The organism is Clostridioides sp. ES-S-0048-02, assembly GCF_020658495.1.
Classification (GTDB): Bacteria; Bacillota; Clostridia; order Peptostreptococcales; family Peptostreptococcaceae; genus Clostridioides.
Genome location: NZ_JACVWH010000005.1, coordinates 26,643 through 44,848 on the forward strand (window position 1 = coordinate 26,643; position 18,206 = coordinate 44,848).

General features: G+C 30.2%; 20 protein-coding genes. 1 reads left to right on the forward strand and 19 read right to left on the reverse strand.

Annotation, left to right across the window (positions count from 1 at the left end):
* Window positions 1–115: 115 nt before the first annotated feature.
* From IC173_RS08390 to IC173_RS08435, 11 genes are all read right to left on the reverse strand, one after another.
* Window positions 116–1,567 carry a glutamate synthase-related protein gene (locus IC173_RS08390; protein ID WP_227855410.1) on the reverse strand — a complete coding sequence of 484 codons (1,452 nt, stop codon included), beginning with the start codon at window positions 1,565–1,567 and terminating at the stop codon, window positions 116–118.
* A 133-nt stretch (window positions 1,568–1,700) separates the two neighbouring features.
* Window positions 1,701–2,087, reverse strand: a complete 387-nt coding sequence (locus IC173_RS08395) for a desulfoferrodoxin family protein (protein ID WP_227433362.1) — start codon at window positions 2,085–2,087, stop codon at window positions 1,701–1,703.
* Window positions 2,088–2,124: 37 nt separating this feature from the next.
* Window positions 2,125–2,514: a Fur family transcriptional regulator gene (locus IC173_RS08400; RefSeq protein WP_227433363.1), complete on the reverse strand. Its 390-nt coding sequence runs from the start codon at window positions 2,512–2,514 to the stop codon at window positions 2,125–2,127.
* Window positions 2,515–2,545: 31 nt separating this feature from the next.
* The gene (gene rbr, locus IC173_RS08405) at window positions 2,546–3,082 is read right to left on the reverse strand and encodes a rubrerythrin (protein WP_227433364.1); all 537 of its coding nucleotides are present in this window, start codon (window positions 3,080–3,082) and stop codon (window positions 2,546–2,548) included.
* A 107-nt stretch (window positions 3,083–3,189) separates the two neighbouring features.
* Window positions 3,190–3,330: a [Fe-Fe] hydrogenase large subunit C-terminal domain-containing protein gene (locus tag IC173_RS20950; RefSeq protein WP_413927545.1), complete on the reverse strand. Its 141-nt coding sequence runs from the start codon at window positions 3,328–3,330 to the stop codon at window positions 3,190–3,192.
* Window positions 3,285–3,449 (reverse strand): [Fe-Fe] hydrogenase large subunit C-terminal domain-containing protein, encoded by a 165-nt coding sequence (locus IC173_RS08410; RefSeq protein ID WP_413926625.1) that lies wholly within the window; start codon window positions 3,447–3,449, stop codon window positions 3,285–3,287. Before IC173_RS08410 ends, IC173_RS20950 begins: the two co-directional genes overlap by 46 nt.
* A 183-nt stretch (window positions 3,450–3,632) precedes the next feature.
* The gene (locus tag IC173_RS08415) at window positions 3,633–3,935 is read right to left on the reverse strand and encodes a PTS sugar transporter subunit IIBC (protein ID WP_227433365.1); all 303 of its coding nucleotides are present in this window, start codon (window positions 3,933–3,935) and stop codon (window positions 3,633–3,635) included.
* A 21-nt stretch (window positions 3,936–3,956) separates the two neighbouring features.
* On the reverse strand, window positions 3,957–4,367 hold the full coding sequence (locus IC173_RS08420; RefSeq protein ID WP_227433366.1) for a universal stress protein: 411 nt from the start codon (window positions 4,365–4,367) through the stop codon (window positions 3,957–3,959).
* Window positions 4,368–4,572: 205 nt separating this feature from the next.
* Window positions 4,573–6,501: an EAL domain-containing protein gene (locus tag IC173_RS08425; protein ID WP_227855411.1), complete on the reverse strand. Its 1,929-nt coding sequence runs from the start codon at window positions 6,499–6,501 to the stop codon at window positions 4,573–4,575.
* A gap of 189 nt (window positions 6,502–6,690) precedes the next feature.
* Complete coding sequence (locus tag IC173_RS08430) at window positions 6,691–7,179, reverse strand: flavodoxin family protein (RefSeq protein ID WP_227433368.1); 489 nt, start codon at window positions 7,177–7,179, stop codon at window positions 6,691–6,693.
* A gap of 114 nt (window positions 7,180–7,293) precedes the next feature.
* Complete coding sequence (locus IC173_RS08435) at window positions 7,294–8,304, reverse strand: DUF4116 domain-containing protein (protein ID WP_227433369.1); 1,011 nt, start codon at window positions 8,302–8,304, stop codon at window positions 7,294–7,296.
* A gap of 495 nt (window positions 8,305–8,799) precedes the next feature.
* Between IC173_RS08435 and IC173_RS08440 the strand changes: the two genes are divergently transcribed.
* A complete protein-coding gene (locus IC173_RS08440) occupies window positions 8,800–9,144 on the forward strand; it encodes a hypothetical protein (RefSeq protein ID WP_227433370.1) in 345 nt (114 codons plus the stop codon).
* Between the two features lie 162 nt (window positions 9,145–9,306).
* Here the strand turns inward: IC173_RS08440 and IC173_RS08445 are convergent, their stop codons facing one another.
* From IC173_RS08445 to IC173_RS08480, 8 genes are all read right to left on the reverse strand, one after another.
* Window positions 9,307–10,683 carry a sigma 54-interacting transcriptional regulator gene (locus IC173_RS08445; protein ID WP_227855412.1) on the reverse strand — a complete coding sequence of 459 codons (1,377 nt, stop codon included), beginning with the start codon at window positions 10,681–10,683 and terminating at the stop codon, window positions 9,307–9,309.
* Window positions 10,684–10,781: 98 nt separating this feature from the next.
* A complete protein-coding gene (locus IC173_RS08450) occupies window positions 10,782–11,801 on the reverse strand; it encodes an electron transfer flavoprotein subunit alpha/FixB family protein (RefSeq protein ID WP_413926626.1) in 1,020 nt (339 codons plus the stop codon).
* Window positions 11,802–11,814: 13 nt separating this feature from the next.
* The gene (locus IC173_RS08455; RefSeq protein ID WP_227433373.1) at window positions 11,815–12,609 is read right to left on the reverse strand and encodes an electron transfer flavoprotein subunit beta/FixA family protein; all 795 of its coding nucleotides are present in this window, start codon (window positions 12,607–12,609) and stop codon (window positions 11,815–11,817) included.
* A 10-nt stretch (window positions 12,610–12,619) separates the two neighbouring features.
* Window positions 12,620–13,762 carry an acryloyl-CoA reductase gene (acrC, locus tag IC173_RS08460; protein WP_227433374.1) on the reverse strand — a complete coding sequence of 381 codons (1,143 nt, stop codon included), beginning with the start codon at window positions 13,760–13,762 and terminating at the stop codon, window positions 12,620–12,622.
* Between the two features lie 18 nt (window positions 13,763–13,780).
* Entirely contained in the window at window positions 13,781–15,013 is a 1,233-nt protein-coding gene (locus IC173_RS08465; RefSeq protein WP_227433375.1) for a CaiB/BaiF CoA transferase family protein, read from the reverse strand.
* A gap of 137 nt (window positions 15,014–15,150) precedes the next feature.
* Window positions 15,151–16,491, reverse strand: coding sequence for a GntP family permease (locus tag IC173_RS08470; RefSeq protein WP_227482978.1), 1,341 nt, complete (start codon window positions 16,489–16,491; stop codon window positions 15,151–15,153).
* A gap of 100 nt (window positions 16,492–16,591) precedes the next feature.
* Window positions 16,592–17,386, reverse strand: coding sequence for an enoyl-CoA hydratase-related protein (locus IC173_RS08475; RefSeq protein WP_227855414.1), 795 nt, complete (start codon window positions 17,384–17,386; stop codon window positions 16,592–16,594).
* A gap of 603 nt (window positions 17,387–17,989) precedes the next feature.
* A complete protein-coding gene (locus IC173_RS08480; RefSeq protein ID WP_227433378.1) occupies window positions 17,990–18,148 on the reverse strand; it encodes a hypothetical protein in 159 nt (52 codons plus the stop codon).
* Between the last annotated feature and the right edge of the window lie 58 nt (window positions 18,149–18,206).

Below are 18,206 nucleotides of genomic sequence, written 5' to 3' on the forward strand. Positions count from 1 at the left end.
TTAATCTCTCCAATTTTCACATTAAAAAAGAGAATTCTATAATATAAAATTCTCTTTTTATAAAATCTATTTTCTTTTATAAACTCATATTTTTAAATAGTTTTCTTTATAAAATTTATACATGTTGTATATTCGTATAATTTGATATTTCAGAGTTAACTGTATATAAATCATCAACGCTCAAATCATGTATATCTTTATGACCAGAAATTCTAGCAAAAGTCTTAAGTTCTTCTAGACTAACATTTAAGAAATTTGCCACTCTATTTGCACTATTTTCTATATGTAATCTTTTTCTTAACTCCTCATCTTGAGTAGCTACTCCTACAGGACACTTACCAGAACCACATATACGATATTGTTGACACGCTGCTGCCATAAGTGCAGAACTAGCAATAGCAATTGCATCAGCTCCCATAGCTATAGCCTTAGCAAAGTCAGTAGATATACGAAGCCCACCTGTTATAACTAAATCTATATCTAATCCATGTGTATCTATGTATTTTCTAGCACGATAAAGAGCAAATATTGTTGGAACTGAAGTTGCATCCTTAAGTAACTTTGGACTTGCTCCAGTAGCTCCACCACGTCCATCAATAGTCATAAAATCAGGTTTAGCATAAGCTATAAATTCCATATCTTTCTCAATGTGCCCTGCTGAAATTTTAATACCAATTGGACGTCCTTCTGAAACTTCTCTAAGTTCATCTACAAGTTTCTTTAAGTCTTCTTTTGATTGTATTTCTTCAAAACAAGATGGGCTTATAACATCTTGCCCCACAGGTTTATTTCTAACTTTTGCAATTTCTTCAGTTACTTTTTCACCAGGAAGATGACCTCCCATTCCAGGCTTTGTTCCCTGACCAATTTTTATCTCTATAGCATCAGAATTTTTAAGATTTTCTTCAGTTACACTATATTTATTTGGTACATATTCAAAAATATACTTATATGAAGCTTCCTTTTCTTCTGGTAATATACCACCTTCACCACTACACATAGCTGTTTTATTTTTAGCTGCACCTTTTGCTAAAGCTATTTTTAACTCTTTAGACAAAGCGCCAAATGACATGTGAGAAATATAAACTGGATTTTCTATTACCATAGGCTTTTTTGCTTTTTTTCCTATTATCGTTGTTGTATTTACTTCATCATGTTCATTTAGCGGTAATGGATTTAATTGAGCTCCCATAATTAAAATATCATCCCAAGAAATTACTGGTAGTTTAGTTTTCATAGGCTCTATTATAGACTTTCCTGTAACAGCCATTTCATGAATTATATCCATATGTTGTTCAACTTCATCATCTCTTCTTAAATATGTATTTAAATAATTTAAATCGCCTGTTTTTTCACTACTCACATCAGATTTTTCTTGAACAGATGCTTCTATTTTATTTTCTTTTTTTTCTTCACCTTCAAAATACACTGTACTTATTTTTCCAAAATAACTACGACCCTTTGTACATACAGGACATGTCCAGTCTTCACTAAACTCATCCCATGTTTTATCATTTTTAGATTCATCATAAATATATCCACAAACACTACATTTATAAATTGACATATTATTTTCTCCTTATACGCTATTAATCTCAAAATAAATTAAGATTTGAGATTATATAAATTTATAGGAGGCTATTTTTATAGAAATAAATTTCTATTTTTTAGCCTCCTTTTTAATTCAGTTTATTTAAATATTACAATTCAGCTTTCCATAATCCATGTAAATTACAATAAGCATATGCAGATATTACTTTATCGTCATCATTCAAAGCAAATTTAACTACAGGTTCTCCATCTACTGCTAGACATTTACGTTGACCACCTTGTTCAGTCATAAGATACACCCATGCTATATGATGTTCTTTAGTCATTGGATGAGCAACACTACTCACTTTAACAGTAACATTATTTCCATCTACTTCAATCACAGGCACATGTTTTTCAACTGCTGCATCTGTTGTATTAGGAACAAGCTCTTTCATAGGCTTTCCACAACAGAAAACAGGAACACCTGCACTGTGTATCATCCCTATAAGATTACCACAAGTCTCACATATAAAAAATCTTTTTTCACTACACATAAACTCACCTCATTAATTATTTTTAGAATTTGAAAAGTTAACCTACTTGACTACACTTTCTACAATTATTACAAATCCCTTTAAAACTTATGTTATAAGATGTTATTTTTATGTCTGTTTCTTCTGATATTGATTCTTTTAAATTGCTAAGAATTTCAGATTCTAAATCGTACACCTCTCCACATACTTCACATATAATATGATAGTGATTTTCTATTCTACCATCAAATCTATCTGGATTTCCTGGAATACTAACTTTTTTTATAAAACCATGTTCTGTTAGCTGAGCTAAATTTCTATACACAGTCCCTAAGCTTAAGCTCGGATTATCTTTTTTTAGACTTTCATACAAACAATCAGCAGTAGGATGAACTGGATTATTTAATATTTCATTTAAAATCAGTTCTCTTTGTTTAGAAAATTTCATAGTTAACATTCCTTTTTAATTATAATAATTTTTAATAGTTTTCAGCTTTTATATTGAAATAAGCTTTTGGATGGTCACATACAGGGCATTTTTCTGGTGCTTCAGTACCTACATACACATGACCACAGTTTTGACATTGCCAAACAACTTCTTCTTCTCTTTTAAATATTTTTCCTTCATTTAGGTTTTCTAAAAGTTTTAAGTATCTTTCTTCATGTTCTTTTTCTATTCTTCCAACAGCTTCAAATAAATAAGCTATTTTGTCAAATCCTTCTTCTCTAGCTTCTTTAGCAAATGTTGCATACATGTCAGTCCACTCATAATTTTCACCTGCTGCTGCATCTTTTAAATTTTCTTCTGTTGAAGGCATTCCATCATGTAAAAGTTTAAACCATAGTTTTGCATGTTCTTTTTCATTGTTAGCAGTTTCCTCAAATATAGCAGCTATTTGATTGTAACCTTCTTTTTTAGCTTTTGATGCATAGTATGTATATTTATTTCTTGCTTCTGATTCCCCTGCAAATCCTGCCATTAAATTCTTTTCTGTTTTAGTTCCTTTTAAGTTCATAATTAATTCCTCCCCTTTTTAATAATAGTAATGATTACTATTTCTATATTTATATAGTATATTAATTTCCACATTTTGTCAACTATATATAATATTATTTTTTTTATTTAAATATTCTCATTTTCTGATATATTATTTAACATATAATTTTTAGAATTATATTCTGGATATAAATTTGGTATCAGTTCTGGATAAAATGTTTCTACAAACTTAACCCAAACTGGACAGCAACTTGTAAATTTAGTGATTTATCATTCTTTGTTATAAGCTCTATTAATTCAGATGCTTCTTCCATAATGGTTAAATCAGCTGAAAATGTAGTATCAAATACATAATCTGCCCCTAATTTTCTTAAAGCAGAAACCATCTTTTCTTCAACATATATTCGTCCCTAAGTATTGCAGGATTGTCCTTTTCAATAGGAATTCTAACTTCAGTAAATGAGTGTTTCATCTAAATATTGTATAATAACAAATATAATTTAATCCTCAATATTAAAAAAGCTTCAAGTAAATACTATTTACTTGAAGCTTTTCCTATATTTTTAAGATTAATTTAAATCTATTAAAATTTCATTTACTATAGATTTTGCATCACTTATTATATATTTTGGTTCGACCTCATAAAACTCCCTATCTATAAATCTATCAATCTTTTCTATACCCTCTATAGAATCACTTGTAACAAATAACACTATAGATGCATCTTCTATATCATACATAGAAAGTTCATTTTTTATACTTCCATCGTTTTGAATTTCATAAACTAAGTCAAACCCTAAAATATTTGCAGCTTCTTTAAGAGAATTTGAACTTTTTTCACTTTCACAAACTGCTGCTATTTTTTTATTCATATTTCAGATACCTCACTAATTCTACTCCGGTACAATCATTACTATACACTTTGCTTGTTTAACTACACTTGCTGTTACTGAACCTATCATTCTTGTTAGACCTTTTTTAGTAGATTTTGTCATAACTATAATATCTACATTATCTTCTTTTGCTTTTCTAATTATTTCATCTCCTGGATAACCAAAAGTAAAATGAACTTTAACATCATACTCTCCCATTATCTCTGCTGCTCTGTCCAGGATTCGTCTTCCTAAGTTCTCAGAATTCTTTATCTCTTCAGCTAGGGATATGCCATCAATAAATACTAGTTCTTTTACATTCATTATTTCCACTTCGACTTCATCTTTTTTGAATATTCCTTGTATAAATTCCAAAGAATGCATACTTCTTTCTGTTCCATCAATTGGTACTAATATTTTCTTTTTATTCATGTCACATCTTCCTTTCTTACGTTAGAATAATTAAGTAAAATATATATTTTAAGCTATAAAAATATATAATAAATCTTTACTCTAGGAATTAATATTAAATATTAATAATATATATAATAATTTTAATATTTATTATTGTGTTAATTTTATAATATTTAGCTAATAGTGTCAATGAACAAAATTGTAATTAAAAAAATAAAGGGTATTAAACTGTAAAAGCATTTTCTCTCAACAAATCCCTTAAAATTTCCTCTGGAACAGGTTTAGAAAAATAATACCCTTGTAAATATTCACAATTCATAGACTTTAAATCTTTAGCGTATTCAATGGTTTCAACACCTTCTGCTACAGCTTTCATATTTAATTTATTTATAAGAGATATAATAGTTTCAACTGTGAGTTTATGCTTACTATCTTCATTCATAGACCAAATCAGACTCTTATCTAACTTAATTACTGAAAATGGTAAGGAAAGCATATTAGTAACTCCAGAATAACCTATCCCAAAATCGTCAAGTGCAAATTTAACCCCTAAAGTAATTAATTTTTCCATTGTCTCTCTAATTATATTAAATGAACCTGATGCCACAGTTTCTGTAATTTCAAGTTTAAATTTATTTGGTGGCACTTTGTATTTTTTCATAATATCAAACAAATCATCAGCCAAATTCTTTTGCATGCATTGTACTACAGAAAGATTGACAGCTATGGTATCTAACTTTAAATCTTCAAAATCATCACTAGCTATAAATTTACATACCTTCTCAAAAACCACTAATCCAATTGAATTAATAAGACCTGTCTGCTCTGCAATTGGTATAAATTCATCTGGTGGTATAAACCCTAACTCTTTATGTTCTAGCCTAATCAAAGCCTCTGCTAAAGCAAATCTATCTTTACTAGTAGAAAATATAGGCTGATAATATACATCAAAGCCATCATTTTCTAGAGCTTCTTTCAAACAATTTTTTATTATATGTTTTTTCTTTATCTTTTCACTTATAGATGCATCTGCATAAATAACTTGTCTTGATTCAGAGCGTTTTGCTTCATGTATAGAGAAGTCAATTGCAACTATAACATCTTCTGTCGTTTCAGCATTTTCTGGAAAAGAAACAACTGCAATACTAGTTGATAAGTTAAAACTTATCTCTTCTATTAGCCATGCTTTTTTAAATCTTTCTTCTATCTGTTTAGTAATTTTCTCTGGAGATATACCTAACTGGCTATTAACAACAATAGAAAATATATCTCCTCCTATTCTATACACATGATTTACATCATGAATATGAATCAAATATTTCCCAACCTCTTTTAATGCAATATCTCCATTTTTAGTTCCAAAAGTTTCATTCATAAATTTGAAATCATCAAGAGCAATTGTAATGATAAATCCTGATTGTTCAGTATTTATATTTAAATCTAGTTCTTGAATAAAGGATTGTCTATTAAGTACACCAGTAAGGTCATCAATGATAAGACCTCTATTCTGCATGGAGAGATATGTCAAGAGCAAACTACATGCACATGCTGTTCCTGTAAGAAGATACTGTAAAAAAATTGCCTGTAAAATAATTGCTATAATTGAAACTATGAGAAAACCTCTAATAGCCCATATTTTAGATTCATGCATTGCTTTTTTGTATTTAAAAGATAAAAATGCCGAATATATTGCATAAAAGAAAAATGATAAAAAAGTTGCAGCATATCCATAACCACGTACATAACCTGTTTCTTTTGACAGTCCAAATAAAATGTGTGTAAAAGGATTAGTTATAGATAGAATCATACAAATTATAAGTGGTATAGATAAAAATAAAAGCTTTTTTTTCATATATCTAATATCTTGATAAATAATAGCCATGACATAAAATAATACAAGAGCCGCTGGTATTGGCAATAAAAATAAATATATTTGATTCAATGAAGCAGTTAAAAAAATTGGAAGTTTGTCTATATTATTTAGACAAAGTGAGCCTAAAACATTTGAAATTATGAATAAAAATGAACAAATTAAAAGTGCACAATATATTTTATTTTGTAAAGTAGGTATAAATTTACTTTTAAAAAAGTATACCATCAAAAAAATAACTATAATTGCAGAAAAAATTTCATATTCTATATGCCATACCATAAACTTACCTCACTATTATCGTTTAATTTTATCTATTTTATTTAATATAATATGTTTACAATCATATTATAATTCATATTGATAGCATATTGAGTAATTTTATGGAAAATTTTTATTTGTATACAATTTTTACCTTAAATCCCCATTAAAACATTAAACTTATTTCAAGCATTGTTATGTATATAGAAATTAAGCAAATAATTCTTTTGCTTTTGTAGCAATTCTTTCTCCAAATATTACAGCTTTTTCGTCTTGTATTTCTGGTCCTTCAATTGAATGTACATGTCCTAAATGTATAAATGGTTTTCCTAAAGAGCCACCTCCAGAGTACACAAGCATTCCCTTAACCATTAAATGCCCTACTATAGTAAGAATTGCTACATCAGGACCTCCACAGACATAGTCACATGTAGCAAAAACTGCTCCCAACTTGCCAGCTAGATTTATCTTTTTTGAATCCTCATCAAACCATTTTTTTACTTCCCAAGTTGTATTAGCTAAATATGTTGGTGTTCCAAATATTACTGCTTTACTTTCATTTAAATACTCTGTATCAATACTATCTAATCTCATAAGTCTAACTTCTATTCCGTCTACCTTTTTAGCACCATCTTCTATTAACTTAGCTACCCTTTCTGTGTTTCCACTTCTTGTTTGATACAATATTGTAATTTTCAATTTCAATCCCTCCTTAATGTGTAATAAAAATAATTTATTATATGTCAAATTATAGCACTTATTTTACTATCCTACAAAGAACTATCCAATTATTATTTAATTAACTATTTTATATTAAAAAATCCCCAAACTCACCTTTAACTTATTTATTTCAATCTCAACTATATCTGATATATCTTCAAAAGACATGCCTCTATCATGAAGTTTTCCTGCAATTTTGATTTTTGCATTTTCTTCTCCTTTTTTAATCAAAGCTCTATTTTCTTTTTCTATTACATTTCTAACGTATCTTTTTGCAAATGGCTCATTGCCATCGCATAAAACTTTATATTTTTCTTTATCTCCTTTGACAAAACTAAGAGCTCTTTTATCTTGTTTAACAGCCTCTGTGCAAATTTCTTCTGTTTGTTCTTTCACAAATTTTAGAGCCATTCCATATTGTCTCACTGCTTTCAAGCATATTCCAACAGTCTGTTCCTTTACAAACTCTAAAGCCATACCGTTTTGTCTTACTGCTCTTAGACATATTGTTTCTGTCTGATTTTTTACAAACTTCAAATCAAGCCCATTTTGTCTTACTGCTTCCATACATATTTCTTCTGTCTGATTTTCCACCCATTTTAGGTTATAACTACATTGTTTAACTGCTTCCATACATATTTTATCTGTTTGATTTTTTACCCTTGCTAATCCAAATTCACTATTTCTAACCGCTTCTATACATATTTCTTCTGTTTGCTCTTTTACAAATGCTAAAGCTGTACCATTTTTTTCAACAGCTCTTAAACATAATTCTTCTGTCTGATTTTCTATATATTTTAATGCTGTTCCATCTTGACTAAGTGCTAACATACATATTTCTTCTGTTGGATCTTCAACAAATTCTAACATTCTCCAATCTTGCTTGACTGCTTCTATACATATTTTTTCTGTTTGATTATCAACACACTTTATTGCATTACAATTTTGTTTAACAGCCTCCAGACATATCTTTTCTGTTTGATTTTTTATGTATATTAAATTTAATCCATTTTGCTTTACTATTTCTAAATACTCATCTTCTGTTTTATTGTCAAAGTCATCATTATCTATTGATTCAAATATATCATTTTTATTCTCTTGCATATTTTAAGTTCACTCCTTATAAATTTTATAAAATTCAATAAATTTACTATCATTTTTATTCTATCAAATAATATAAGAATTTTTCAGTCTTGTTTTTTTTTATAAAATCATTTGTGTGTTAAAAAATAAATTATTTGCTTTAATTCCAGTATACAATACCCAAAATATGTGGTATATTTTAACTATAATATATTTTTATATATTACAGTTGAGATATTTAAAGTTAAATTTATATAAAACACCTTTATTTATATATCATTTAGATTAGATATATTTTTTATTTTCTTTTTTAGTTTTTCGGGTTAATAAGGGGTTAGTAATTTAGATTTTCATAGGAAATTATTTTTAAAATTAGTTTTTATTTATAGCTAATTTATTTATGTTGTAATTAAATAAAACTAAATATAATTTAAATAATTCCTTGAGATAAATTTAATAAAACTTAGAGTCCTTATCTAAGCTTAAAATACTAAAATTATTAGGAGGATATAAATTATGGACCAAATTAAGCGCTTACACGAATTGCAACAAAAGTCATACTTAACTAAAGAAGAATTTGAGGAGTTAAAAAACAACACATATATTGAAAAATTTGAATTGAGAGATGAATGTGACAACTCTTATATTTATAATTTTTACACTAATGATAAATGTAATGATATAAAATTTATAAAATCACAATTTATTGTTACTCTTATAAAAAACGGTTTTTTATGTGATTGTGGTGGTGTATTTAGACAAAAGAAAATAGTTGATGAATATGATTACGGATATAATGCTATATATAAATGTGATTCTTGTGGAAAAGAACTTGATAAAGAAGTGGAAAATTATGATTAAATAATAAGATAAATATTTTAAAACATTTTTTATAAATATTAAATAAAGTAAAAATCACTCTAATTTTGAACTATACCCACTGTTTTATACAGTTAAAACAGTGGGTATAGTTCACTGTATAAGGGTGATTTTTTGTGTGCCTTAATCTTAATTCAAGTCATCTTAATTGTTTAATTCAATTTCATACTTTTTTATTTTCTTATACAAAAGACTTTTGTGTATTCCCATAACCTCTGCTGCCTTGGAACATTTCCAATTGTACTTCCTTAATACATCAATAATTAAACTCTTCTCATAATTTTCAACCATTTCATGAATTGAGCAATTACTATCCACATTACATTGAGCTACTCTGCTTATATTATCCATTTTAGATGGAAGGTCACACATCATAATGACCATATCATCACTTACAGCATAAGCACTTTTTATTACATTTTGCAGTTCTCTTATATTTCCTGGCCAAATATAGTTAATAAAACAATTTTTAACTTTATCACTTAAAACCTTCAATTCCTTATATTCAACATTCAATTTATTTAGTATATAATTTGCTAACAATAAAATATCATCTTGTCTGTCCTTTAATTCCATCATATGAATATTTATTACATTTAACCTATAGTATAAATCTTCTCTAAATAATCCCTCTTCAACCATTTTACTTAAATTCTTTCTTGTAGCAGAAATTACTCTTACATCTATTTTTATAGTTTTAAGACCTCCAACTGGTTCTATTTCACTTTCCTGAAGAACTCTTAAAAGTTTTGCTTGCATGGTCAAAGGCATGTCACCTATTTCATCTAAGAAGATTGTGCCATTATTTGCAACTAAAAACTTACCTTTTTTGCCTCCTTTTTTTGCTCCTGTAAAAGCTCCTTCGTCATACCCAAATAGCTCTGATTCTAATAGTTCTTCTGGTATTGCAGCACAGTTTATACTAACCATAGGCTTGTCTGCTCTACTGCTATTATTGTGAATTGCTCTAGCAAAGACTTCTTTACCTGTACCTGTTTCACCTGTTAAAAGCACTGAGAAGTTCGTTTTAGAAGCTTTCATACCTGTCTTCTTAAGTTCTATGAAATCTCTATTTTCACCTATGAGCTTGTCAAAACTACATTTATCCTTGAACTGTTCTTTATAATATTGGAGTTCCATATATTCTGACATTAACTTTTTAGCTACATCAAAGGATTGTAATCTAAATTTAACTTGAGCTACCCCTGCAACTACTTCTCCATTATCATTCTCCACATAAGACCTACTTACTATTACACTTTTTTCTTTTGTTTTTCCACCTAAGTAATGGTGTATAGCTCCTTCTTCACAATATTTATCTCTCATAATATCTAACATTTTTGTATTTGGTATAATACTTTGTATATTGTGTCCTATTATATCGTCTCTTTCTTTCCCTAAGAAGTCACAATATTTATCGTTAATATCTATGATTACTCCATCTTTATTTACAACAATAAAACCATCATCAGTCATGGATAATACTCTTGCAAATATATCCTTATACCAGTGCTCTTTCATTGTTTCATCCCTCCACTATAACCTTCAGCAAAAATAATAAGTCTTACAATACAATATTATAAGACTTACCATTCTATATATTCAATGTTTTCTAGAAGTTACCTATTTAATGATTCTATCATTTCAGGTAGAATTTCATATAAATCCCCTACAATTCCATAGTCACATATACTGAAAATAGGTGCCTTTGAATCTTTATTTATAGCAACTATATATTTAGAATCACTCATACCTGCTAAATGCTGTATTGCTCCAGATATCCCGCACGCAATGTATAACTCTGGTCTAACAGTAGTTCCTGTTTGTCCCACTTGATGAGAATGTTCTATCCACCCTGAATCTACTGCCGCTCTTGAAGCACCAATCTCTGCCCCCAATTTATCAGCTAATTCTTTTATTAGTTCAAATCCTTCTGCCCTCTTTAATCCTCTTCCTGCTGATACTATTATTCTAGCATCAGTTAGATTTATAGATTTCTTTTCTTTTGGAAGAATTTCTACTAATCTAGTTCTAATCATTTTTTCATTAAGTTCTGGAGTAACAACCTCTAAAACTCCAGTCTCTGATTCAGTTCTTACAGCTTTTGCCATAACACCTGGTCGAACTGTTGACATCTGTGGTCTATTTTTTGGACAAACAATAGTAGCCATTAAATTTCCACCAAAGGCTGGTCTTGTTTGTAATAACTTATTATCTGTTGAATCTATTTCAAGTTTTGTACAGTCAGCAGTTAGACCTGTTCCAACTTTACCTGCAATTCTAGGTGCGATATCTCTTCCTATAGAAGTAGCTCCAACTAGTACAACCTCTGGCTTTTTCTCTTCAATTAAACCTGCAATTGAAATTGCATATCCATCAGTTGTGAAATCTTTAAGAAGAGGGTCGTTGATATAATAAGCTTTATCAACACTATAGTGAAGTAACTCCTTTACTTCTTTCTCTACTTCATATCCAGCTATTACAACTGCAAGCTCTTTTCCTAATTGGTCAGCAAGCTTTCTTCCTTCACCAATAAGTTCTATAGTAACAGGATTTATTTTACCTTCCCTTTGCTCTCCTATTACCCAAACACCATTATAATCATTTAAATTTATACCTTGATTAACTTTTGCTCTCATCATCTTAACACTCCTATACTAGTTTCAAATCGAATAGTATTTCTATTAGTTTCTCAGCTTTTTCCTTTTTATTTATACCTTCGATTATTTCATTATGCTTGTCTTTAACTGGTACAAAAGACTTGTAAACATTTGTAGGCGAACCCTTTAATCCAATTTGAGTTGTATCAACAGCTAAGTCTTCAAGTGTTAACACAGTAATCTTTGCATCTCCATTATTGTAAGCTTCTAAGATTCCTTTGACACTTGGATATCTTGGATTATTTAACTCTTTTATAGCAGTTAATAAAACTGGCATCTTTGCTTCTATTAAATAATCTCCTGTCTCTGTATAACGAGTTACTAGTAATTTATCATCTTGAACCTTTACTTCTTTTGCATATGTAACCTGTGGGACACCTAAGAATTCTGCAACCTCTGGTCCAACCTGAGCTGTATCTCCATCTATAGCTTGTCTTCCACAGAATATTACATCATACTTTCCAACCTTCTCTATAGCAGCAGCAATAATTGTAGATGTAGCCCAAGTGTCTGAACCACCAAAAGCTCTATCTGAAATTAAATATGCTTCGTCAGCACCCATTGCCAAAGCTTCTTTTAAAGCACTTTTAGCTTGAGGGGGTCCCATGCTTACAACCTTAATCACTGCTCCTAGTTCATCTTTTATTTTTAAAGCTTCTTCTAAAGCATTTCTATCATCTGGATTGATTATACTTGGTACACCATCTCTTATTAGAGTACCTGTCTCTTTATTTATTTTAACTTCGTTAGTATCTGGAACTTGTTTTAAACAAACAACTATATTCATGCTCTTCCTCCTATCCTAGTACTGCTCTTGAAATAACAACCTTGTGTATTTCTGAAGTACCTTCGTAAATTTCTGTTATCTTGGCATCTCTGTACATTCTCTCTAATGGATAATCCTTCATATATCCATATCCTCCATGGATTTGAAGAGCTAGGTTTGTAACCTCTCTTGCAGTACGTGACGCATTGTATTTTGCCATAGCAGCTTCTTTAGTGTGTCTTTCCCCTCTAGCTTTCAGGTCTGCAGCATAATATACTAACAACTTTGCTGATTCCACCATAGTCGCCATATCTGCTATATACCATTGAATACCTTGCAAAGCTGAAATTGGCTTGCCAAACTGAACTCTTTCTTTAGAATATTTGATACTCTCTTCTAAAGCGCCTTCCGCAATTCCTACAGCTTGAGCTCCAACTCCAATTCTTGCTCCATCTAGACAAGTCATAGCTATGTTAAAGCCTTTCCCTTCTTTTCCTAATAAATTAGACTTTGGAACTCTACAATTATCAAATATTAACTCTGCAGTTTCTGAACCATGGATACCCATTTTTTCTTCAATTTTTCCTATTGAAAAACCTGGCGTACCTTTGTCAACGATGATAGCAGACATGCCCTTTATTCCCTTTGATGGCTCTGTCAATGCAAATATTATTAATGATTCTGCTTGACCTCCACCAGAAATAAAACACTTAGTCCCATTTAAGACGTATTCATCAGTTGCTTCATCAATAATTGCAGTTGTTGCAGCTCTTGCAGCATCTGAACCAGCATTAGGCTCAGTTAAAGCAAAGGCACCTACACACCCACCTTCAGCCATCATTGGAAGGTATTTTTTCTTTTGTTCCTCAGTACCAAATTTCAAAATAGCTTGAGCGTATATTGTGTGTATTGATAATATTGCTGCAGATGCTGCACATTTTTTGGCAACCTCAGTAACAACAATTACCTTTTCTATATCTGCTCCACCAGAACCGCCATACTCTACAGGTGTTCCAATACCATTAAAGCCTATTTTAGCCATTTTGCTAAAAAGCTCTCTTGGAAAAATACCTGTTCTATCTGTTTCAGCAGCTATTGGTGCTATTTCATTCTCTGCAAATTCTTTTGCTACTCTTTGAAGCATTAGTTGTGCTTCTGTTAATCTAAAATCCATAAAATTTCCTCCTATTCATTAACGTACTTCACATGTTTCTTTATTCATTGCTACAATTCCAGACTCAATTAGAACTTCTATATCAGAATCACTGTATCCAAGCTCTCTCAATATCTCATCTGAATGTTCTCCTATAAGTGGAGCATCACAAGTCATGTTAACTTCAATATTCCCAAACTTAACTGGAGTGGATGCAAGCATTGTCTTATTTCCATTTTTACTTGTATGTTCATATATATAGTTATTAGCAATAGCTTGTTCATCAGTTACCACATCATTAACATGTTGAATTCTCTCATGGGCTATATCCGCAGTAGTAAGCTTTTCAACCATCTCATTTTGAGTAAATTTTGCAAATTCACCATCCAAAATATTAATAAGTTCTGTAGCATTTTTCTTACTTTCTACTGAAGATGCAAATTTCTCTTCTTTTATTAAATCTTCTCTTCCAAATAATCTGCAAAGTGCCTCAAAATATCTTTCATGCTCTAGAATGCTTAAGAATATCCACTTTCCATCCTTACAACGATAAGAGTTTATTACTGGAGAAATGGCATTTTTTCTAGTTTTTGGATACTCATCGCTAAACTGTGTAGATGCTAATAAAGATGATGCATTCCATATTGCTTGTCCAAATAAAGATGCCATTACTTTTTGTCCTTTTCCAGTTTTAGATTGTTGGTATAAAGCTGCACATATACCTCCAGATAAACTGCAAGAAGTTGTGGCATCTCCAAAGGCTATAGGTGGGTTTATTGGACTTGTATCCTTCTCTGCAATATCAAGCATAGCTCCACTTCTTGCCCAAAAAGCAACTGTATCAAAACCTGCATTATCCTTAGCAGGTCCGAAATCACCAAAACCATTTATTTGTCCCCAGATAAGATGTGGATGCTTTTTACTTAATGATTCATAGTCAAGACCTAGTCTTTTTAGCGCTCCTGTTCTATAGCTTGAAACAAATACGTTTGCTTCACTTAAAAGCTTATCCATAATTTCAATTCCAGCCTCACTCTTAAGATTTATAGACAAGCCTCTTTTATTTGAATTATATGTGCTGTAAAAAGGATTATTATAATCATCTATTGGCATTGTCATTGTTGCCCCTGTCTTTCTTCCTGGGTCTCCAAAGCTTGGTTCTACCTTAATAACATCAGCACCCCAGTCAGCTAATATTTTAGAAGTACCTGGACCTGCTACAAAATATGTTAAGTCAATGACCTTAACTCCTTCTAATGGTTTATTTAACACTTTCAATTCCTCCTTATACTGTCAACTTGGTATTTTAAATATGGTATTTATGTTATTAAAACATAAAATTTATTATACATACTTTGAAAATTGATTCTACAATATCAAAATATAATTTATACTTTTTATCTTTTCTGTTATGGTAATCCTGGGAACATCGTAAACAGAAGAACTGCTACTACAGTTCCAATAATCGGGGTTAAAACAGTTACCCAGAATATTGGCATATAAGCATCCTTATGTGATTCATTACATAGACCATTTGTTACAGTAACGATATATCCATTATGTGGAAGTGAATCTAATGCTGCTGACGAAATTGCCATAGTTCTAGTTAATGCAGCAGCAGAAACACCCTTAGCTAAAAATACTGGTCCAAGAAGTGGAGCCGCAATTCCAAGTCCACCTGAAGCTGACCCACAGATACCTGCAATAACTGTAGTCCCAACTGCAGCCCCTGCAATAGGAGGTCCAGGAATATTAGTCATAGCATTAACTATGAAGTCAAAACCAACTGCTGATTTTACAACTGAGCCAAATGCAACTACAGCACAAGTATTACATATTGCTACTACTGTAGTTTTACATGCATCACCAACATGTCCAACTATTTTGGTATTATCTTGATATTTATTTAACAATAAATACACTAATAAAGCTCCAATAAATACTCCTACCTCAATTGGTACTATTGCTTTTCCATTAATTTTCACATTGATTATCAAGATTGATACTATTAATGGAATTAATGCAATTAGACCATTAGGACCATTTTCTCTCTTGGAATTAGTTGCTGCTACTTCATCAAATGTATCTGATTCATGTGCTATAAAATGCCCACCATTAGCCTTTTCTTTTGAAACCATTTTGTATAAAATAATGCTTCCAACTATAAACATTACTGCACATGATATAAATCCATTTACTGCTCCAGCCATAATATCTGTTCCTAATGTTGAAGCTGGGACAATATTCTGAATCTGAGGTGCCCCTGGTGCAACCATAGCAAAAGTTGAACATCCAAAAGTCAAGGCTGCTGGTATAAATCGTCGTGGCAAATCAGCTTCTTTAAAAATTTCTAAAGCTATCGGAAACACAGCAAAACTTACAACAAAAACGCTTACTCCCCCATAGGCTAATATTCCACAAGCTATTGGAATAGAAAGTAATGCTTTATCCTTCCCAATCCATCTTACAATCATCTTAGCAATAGATTTTGCTCCTCCAGTAATCTCCATTATTTTTCCCATTAAGGTACCTGTTAGGAAAATAAAGAAATTTGCCTGAAGAAATCCAACAAATCCTGTCATATAATCCACCTTAAGTGCATCATACACATTTAAATTTCCTGTTATAGCAACTAATAATGAACATACAATTGCTATTATAAAAATATTTACGCCCTTCATAACCATTACAACTAGAAGGGATAGGGCTATGATAATCCCTACTAAACTTATAATTACTCCCGTATTCATAAATTAACTCCTTTTAAAATTAAACTATAAAACTATATGTATTTTTTCACGAAATTTAGATTTTAAATATGTTCTATATTTGTTTCAATAGTTATAATAGCTACTTATTTTCAAAAATCGGTTTTCTCTTTTCTATAAAGGCATTCATTCCTTCTTGCTTATCTCTTGTAGCAAAAGTTAAACCTGCAATATCTTTCTCTAATTCAAGAGCATTTTTTAAATCCATATCTATCCCCTTATTAATAACAACTTTTGCATATCTTATTGCTATTGGTGCTTTTTCAACTATTTGGTTCATCATATTCATCGATTCTTGTAAAAGCACATCACTTGGAACCACTTTATTAATAAGACCAATAGATTTAGCTTCTTCTGCATTTACTTGCCTTCCTGTAAAAATTAATTCCTTGGCTATCCCAGTTCCAACAAGTCTTGATAATCTTTGAGTTCCACCAAAACATGGAATGACTCCTAAATTAACTTCAGGTTGCCCAAATATAGCCTTTTCTGATGCAATTCTAATGTCACAGCTCATAGCAAGTTCACATCCACCACCTAATGCATATCCATTAACTGCTGCTATTACTATTTTTTCAAGAGCTTCAATTTTATCAAAAATTCCTTGGGCATAACCTGCATATTTTCTGCCTTCTTCACTTTTATAGTTTTGCATCTGACGTATGTCAGCTCCAGCTACAAAAACTTTACCTTCTCCAGTAATAATAACTCCTAATATTTCATCCTTTTCTGATACTACATCAATAACTTGAGATAATTCTCTAAGAGTGTCATTGTTAAGAGCATTTAAAGCTTTAGGTCTATTTATAGTAATAACACAGACTTTATCCTTAACTTCCACCTTAAGATTTTTCAAATTGTCCATTACAAATCCCATCATATTCCCCCCATTATTTATTGTTATTTTTTCTACACTTTCTTGTTAATATATAGTAGCAAGTTCTACGCCAACTTATATTTAATTTCTCTATTTTTGTTAAAAAACTGTTTTTTTTGATAAAATAAACAAAATATACATAAATTTCACTGAATTTTTAATAATTTTTAACTTTAGAATTGATTAGATTGTAATTCACGAAAGAATTTTTATCCAACAAAACCCATAAAACAATATTTTTGTCTCATTTTCGAGAAAATACTTAAAAAACACAGTCTCATTTTTGAGAATGCGGTCTCACTTTTGATATTTTCACTAAAATAGTTTAGGTAATATATTCACAAGTTTATTTAAACTCTAATAAGGAGGCCTTTATTCAACATATAAATAGTTTATTCTCTATTAATTTAAATTGTTAATACTTTAGTTTAGTACATCTATGTACCTGTTCCAATAGTATAAATTTTTTAACGAAAATAGGAAAATCCAAAAAGACTTAGTGTCTAAATAGATTTTCCTATCTTAAATGCTTCTGATAATTTTAGATTTGATTTACAATTCTTAGAAGATAATGAATATTATATTTATACTTTTCCTCTAAAATTAGATAACTCCATTTTCTTTTAAATCATTTATTTTACCACTATCAAAGCCAAGCCAACTTCTATAAATCTCCTCATTATTTTCTCCTAAAGATGGCGCTGGTACATTAATTTGAGCTTTTGTTGTCATCAACTTAACTGGATTTCCATTGACTCTCATATCTCCTATAATAGGATGTTTAATATCTACAATATTTTATAAGATATATTTTTATAGA

What these genes read in the sequence shown, in the direction of transcription:
- IC173_RS08390 (WP_227855410.1), bottom strand. Translation starts at nt 1,567, where the DNA reads ATGTCAATTTATAAATGTAGTGTTTGTGGATATATTTATGATGAATCT.
- IC173_RS08395 (WP_227433362.1), bottom strand. Translation starts at nt 2,087, where the DNA reads ATGTGTAGTGAAAAAAGATTTTTTATATGTGAGACTTGTGGTAATCTT.
- IC173_RS08400 (WP_227433363.1), bottom strand. Translation starts at nt 2,514, where the DNA reads ATGAAATTTTCTAAACAAAGAGAACTGATTTTAAATGAAATATTAAAT.
- rbr (WP_227433364.1), bottom strand. Translation starts at nt 3,082, where the DNA reads ATGAACTTAAAAGGAACTAAAACAGAAAAGAATTTAATGGCAGGATTT.
- IC173_RS08410 (WP_413926625.1), bottom strand. Translation starts at nt 3,449, where the DNA reads ATGGTTTCTGCTTTAAGAAAATTAGGGGCAGATTATGTATTTGATACT.
- IC173_RS08415 (WP_227433365.1), bottom strand. Translation starts at nt 3,935, where the DNA reads ATGAATAAAAAAATAGCAGCAGTTTGTGAAAGTGAAAAAAGTTCAAAT.
- IC173_RS08420 (WP_227433366.1), bottom strand. Translation starts at nt 4,367, where the DNA reads ATGAATAAAAAGAAAATATTAGTACCAATTGATGGAACAGAAAGAAGT.
- IC173_RS08425 (WP_227855411.1), bottom strand. Translation starts at nt 6,501, where the DNA reads ATGGTATGGCATATAGAATATGAAATTTTTTCTGCAATTATAGTTATT.
- IC173_RS08435 (WP_227433369.1), bottom strand. Translation starts at nt 8,304, where the DNA reads ATGCAAGAGAATAAAAATGATATATTTGAATCAATAGATAATGATGAC.
- IC173_RS08440 (WP_227433370.1), top strand. Translation starts at nt 8,800, where the DNA reads ATGGACCAAATTAAGCGCTTACACGAATTGCAACAAAAGTCATACTTA.
- IC173_RS08445 (WP_227855412.1), bottom strand. Translation starts at nt 10,683, where the DNA reads ATGAAAGAGCACTGGTATAAGGATATATTTGCAAGAGTATTATCCATG.
- IC173_RS08450 (WP_413926626.1), bottom strand. Translation starts at nt 11,801, where the DNA reads ATGAGAGCAAAAGTTAATCAAGGTATAAATTTAAATGATTATAATGGT.
- IC173_RS08455 (WP_227433373.1), bottom strand. Translation starts at nt 12,609, where the DNA reads ATGAATATAGTTGTTTGTTTAAAACAAGTTCCAGATACTAACGAAGTT.
- acrC (WP_227433374.1), bottom strand. Translation starts at nt 13,762, where the DNA reads ATGGATTTTAGATTAACAGAAGCACAACTAATGCTTCAAAGAGTAGCA.
- IC173_RS08470 (WP_227482978.1), bottom strand. Translation starts at nt 16,491, where the DNA reads ATGAATACGGGAGTAATTATAAGTTTAGTAGGGATTATCATAGCCCTA.
- IC173_RS08475 (WP_227855414.1), bottom strand. Translation starts at nt 17,386, where the DNA reads ATGGGATTTGTAATGGACAATTTGAAAAATCTTAAGGTGGAAGTTAAG.
- IC173_RS08480 (WP_227433378.1), bottom strand. Translation starts at nt 18,148, where the DNA reads ATGAGAGTCAATGGAAATCCAGTTAAGTTGATGACAACAAAAGCTCAA.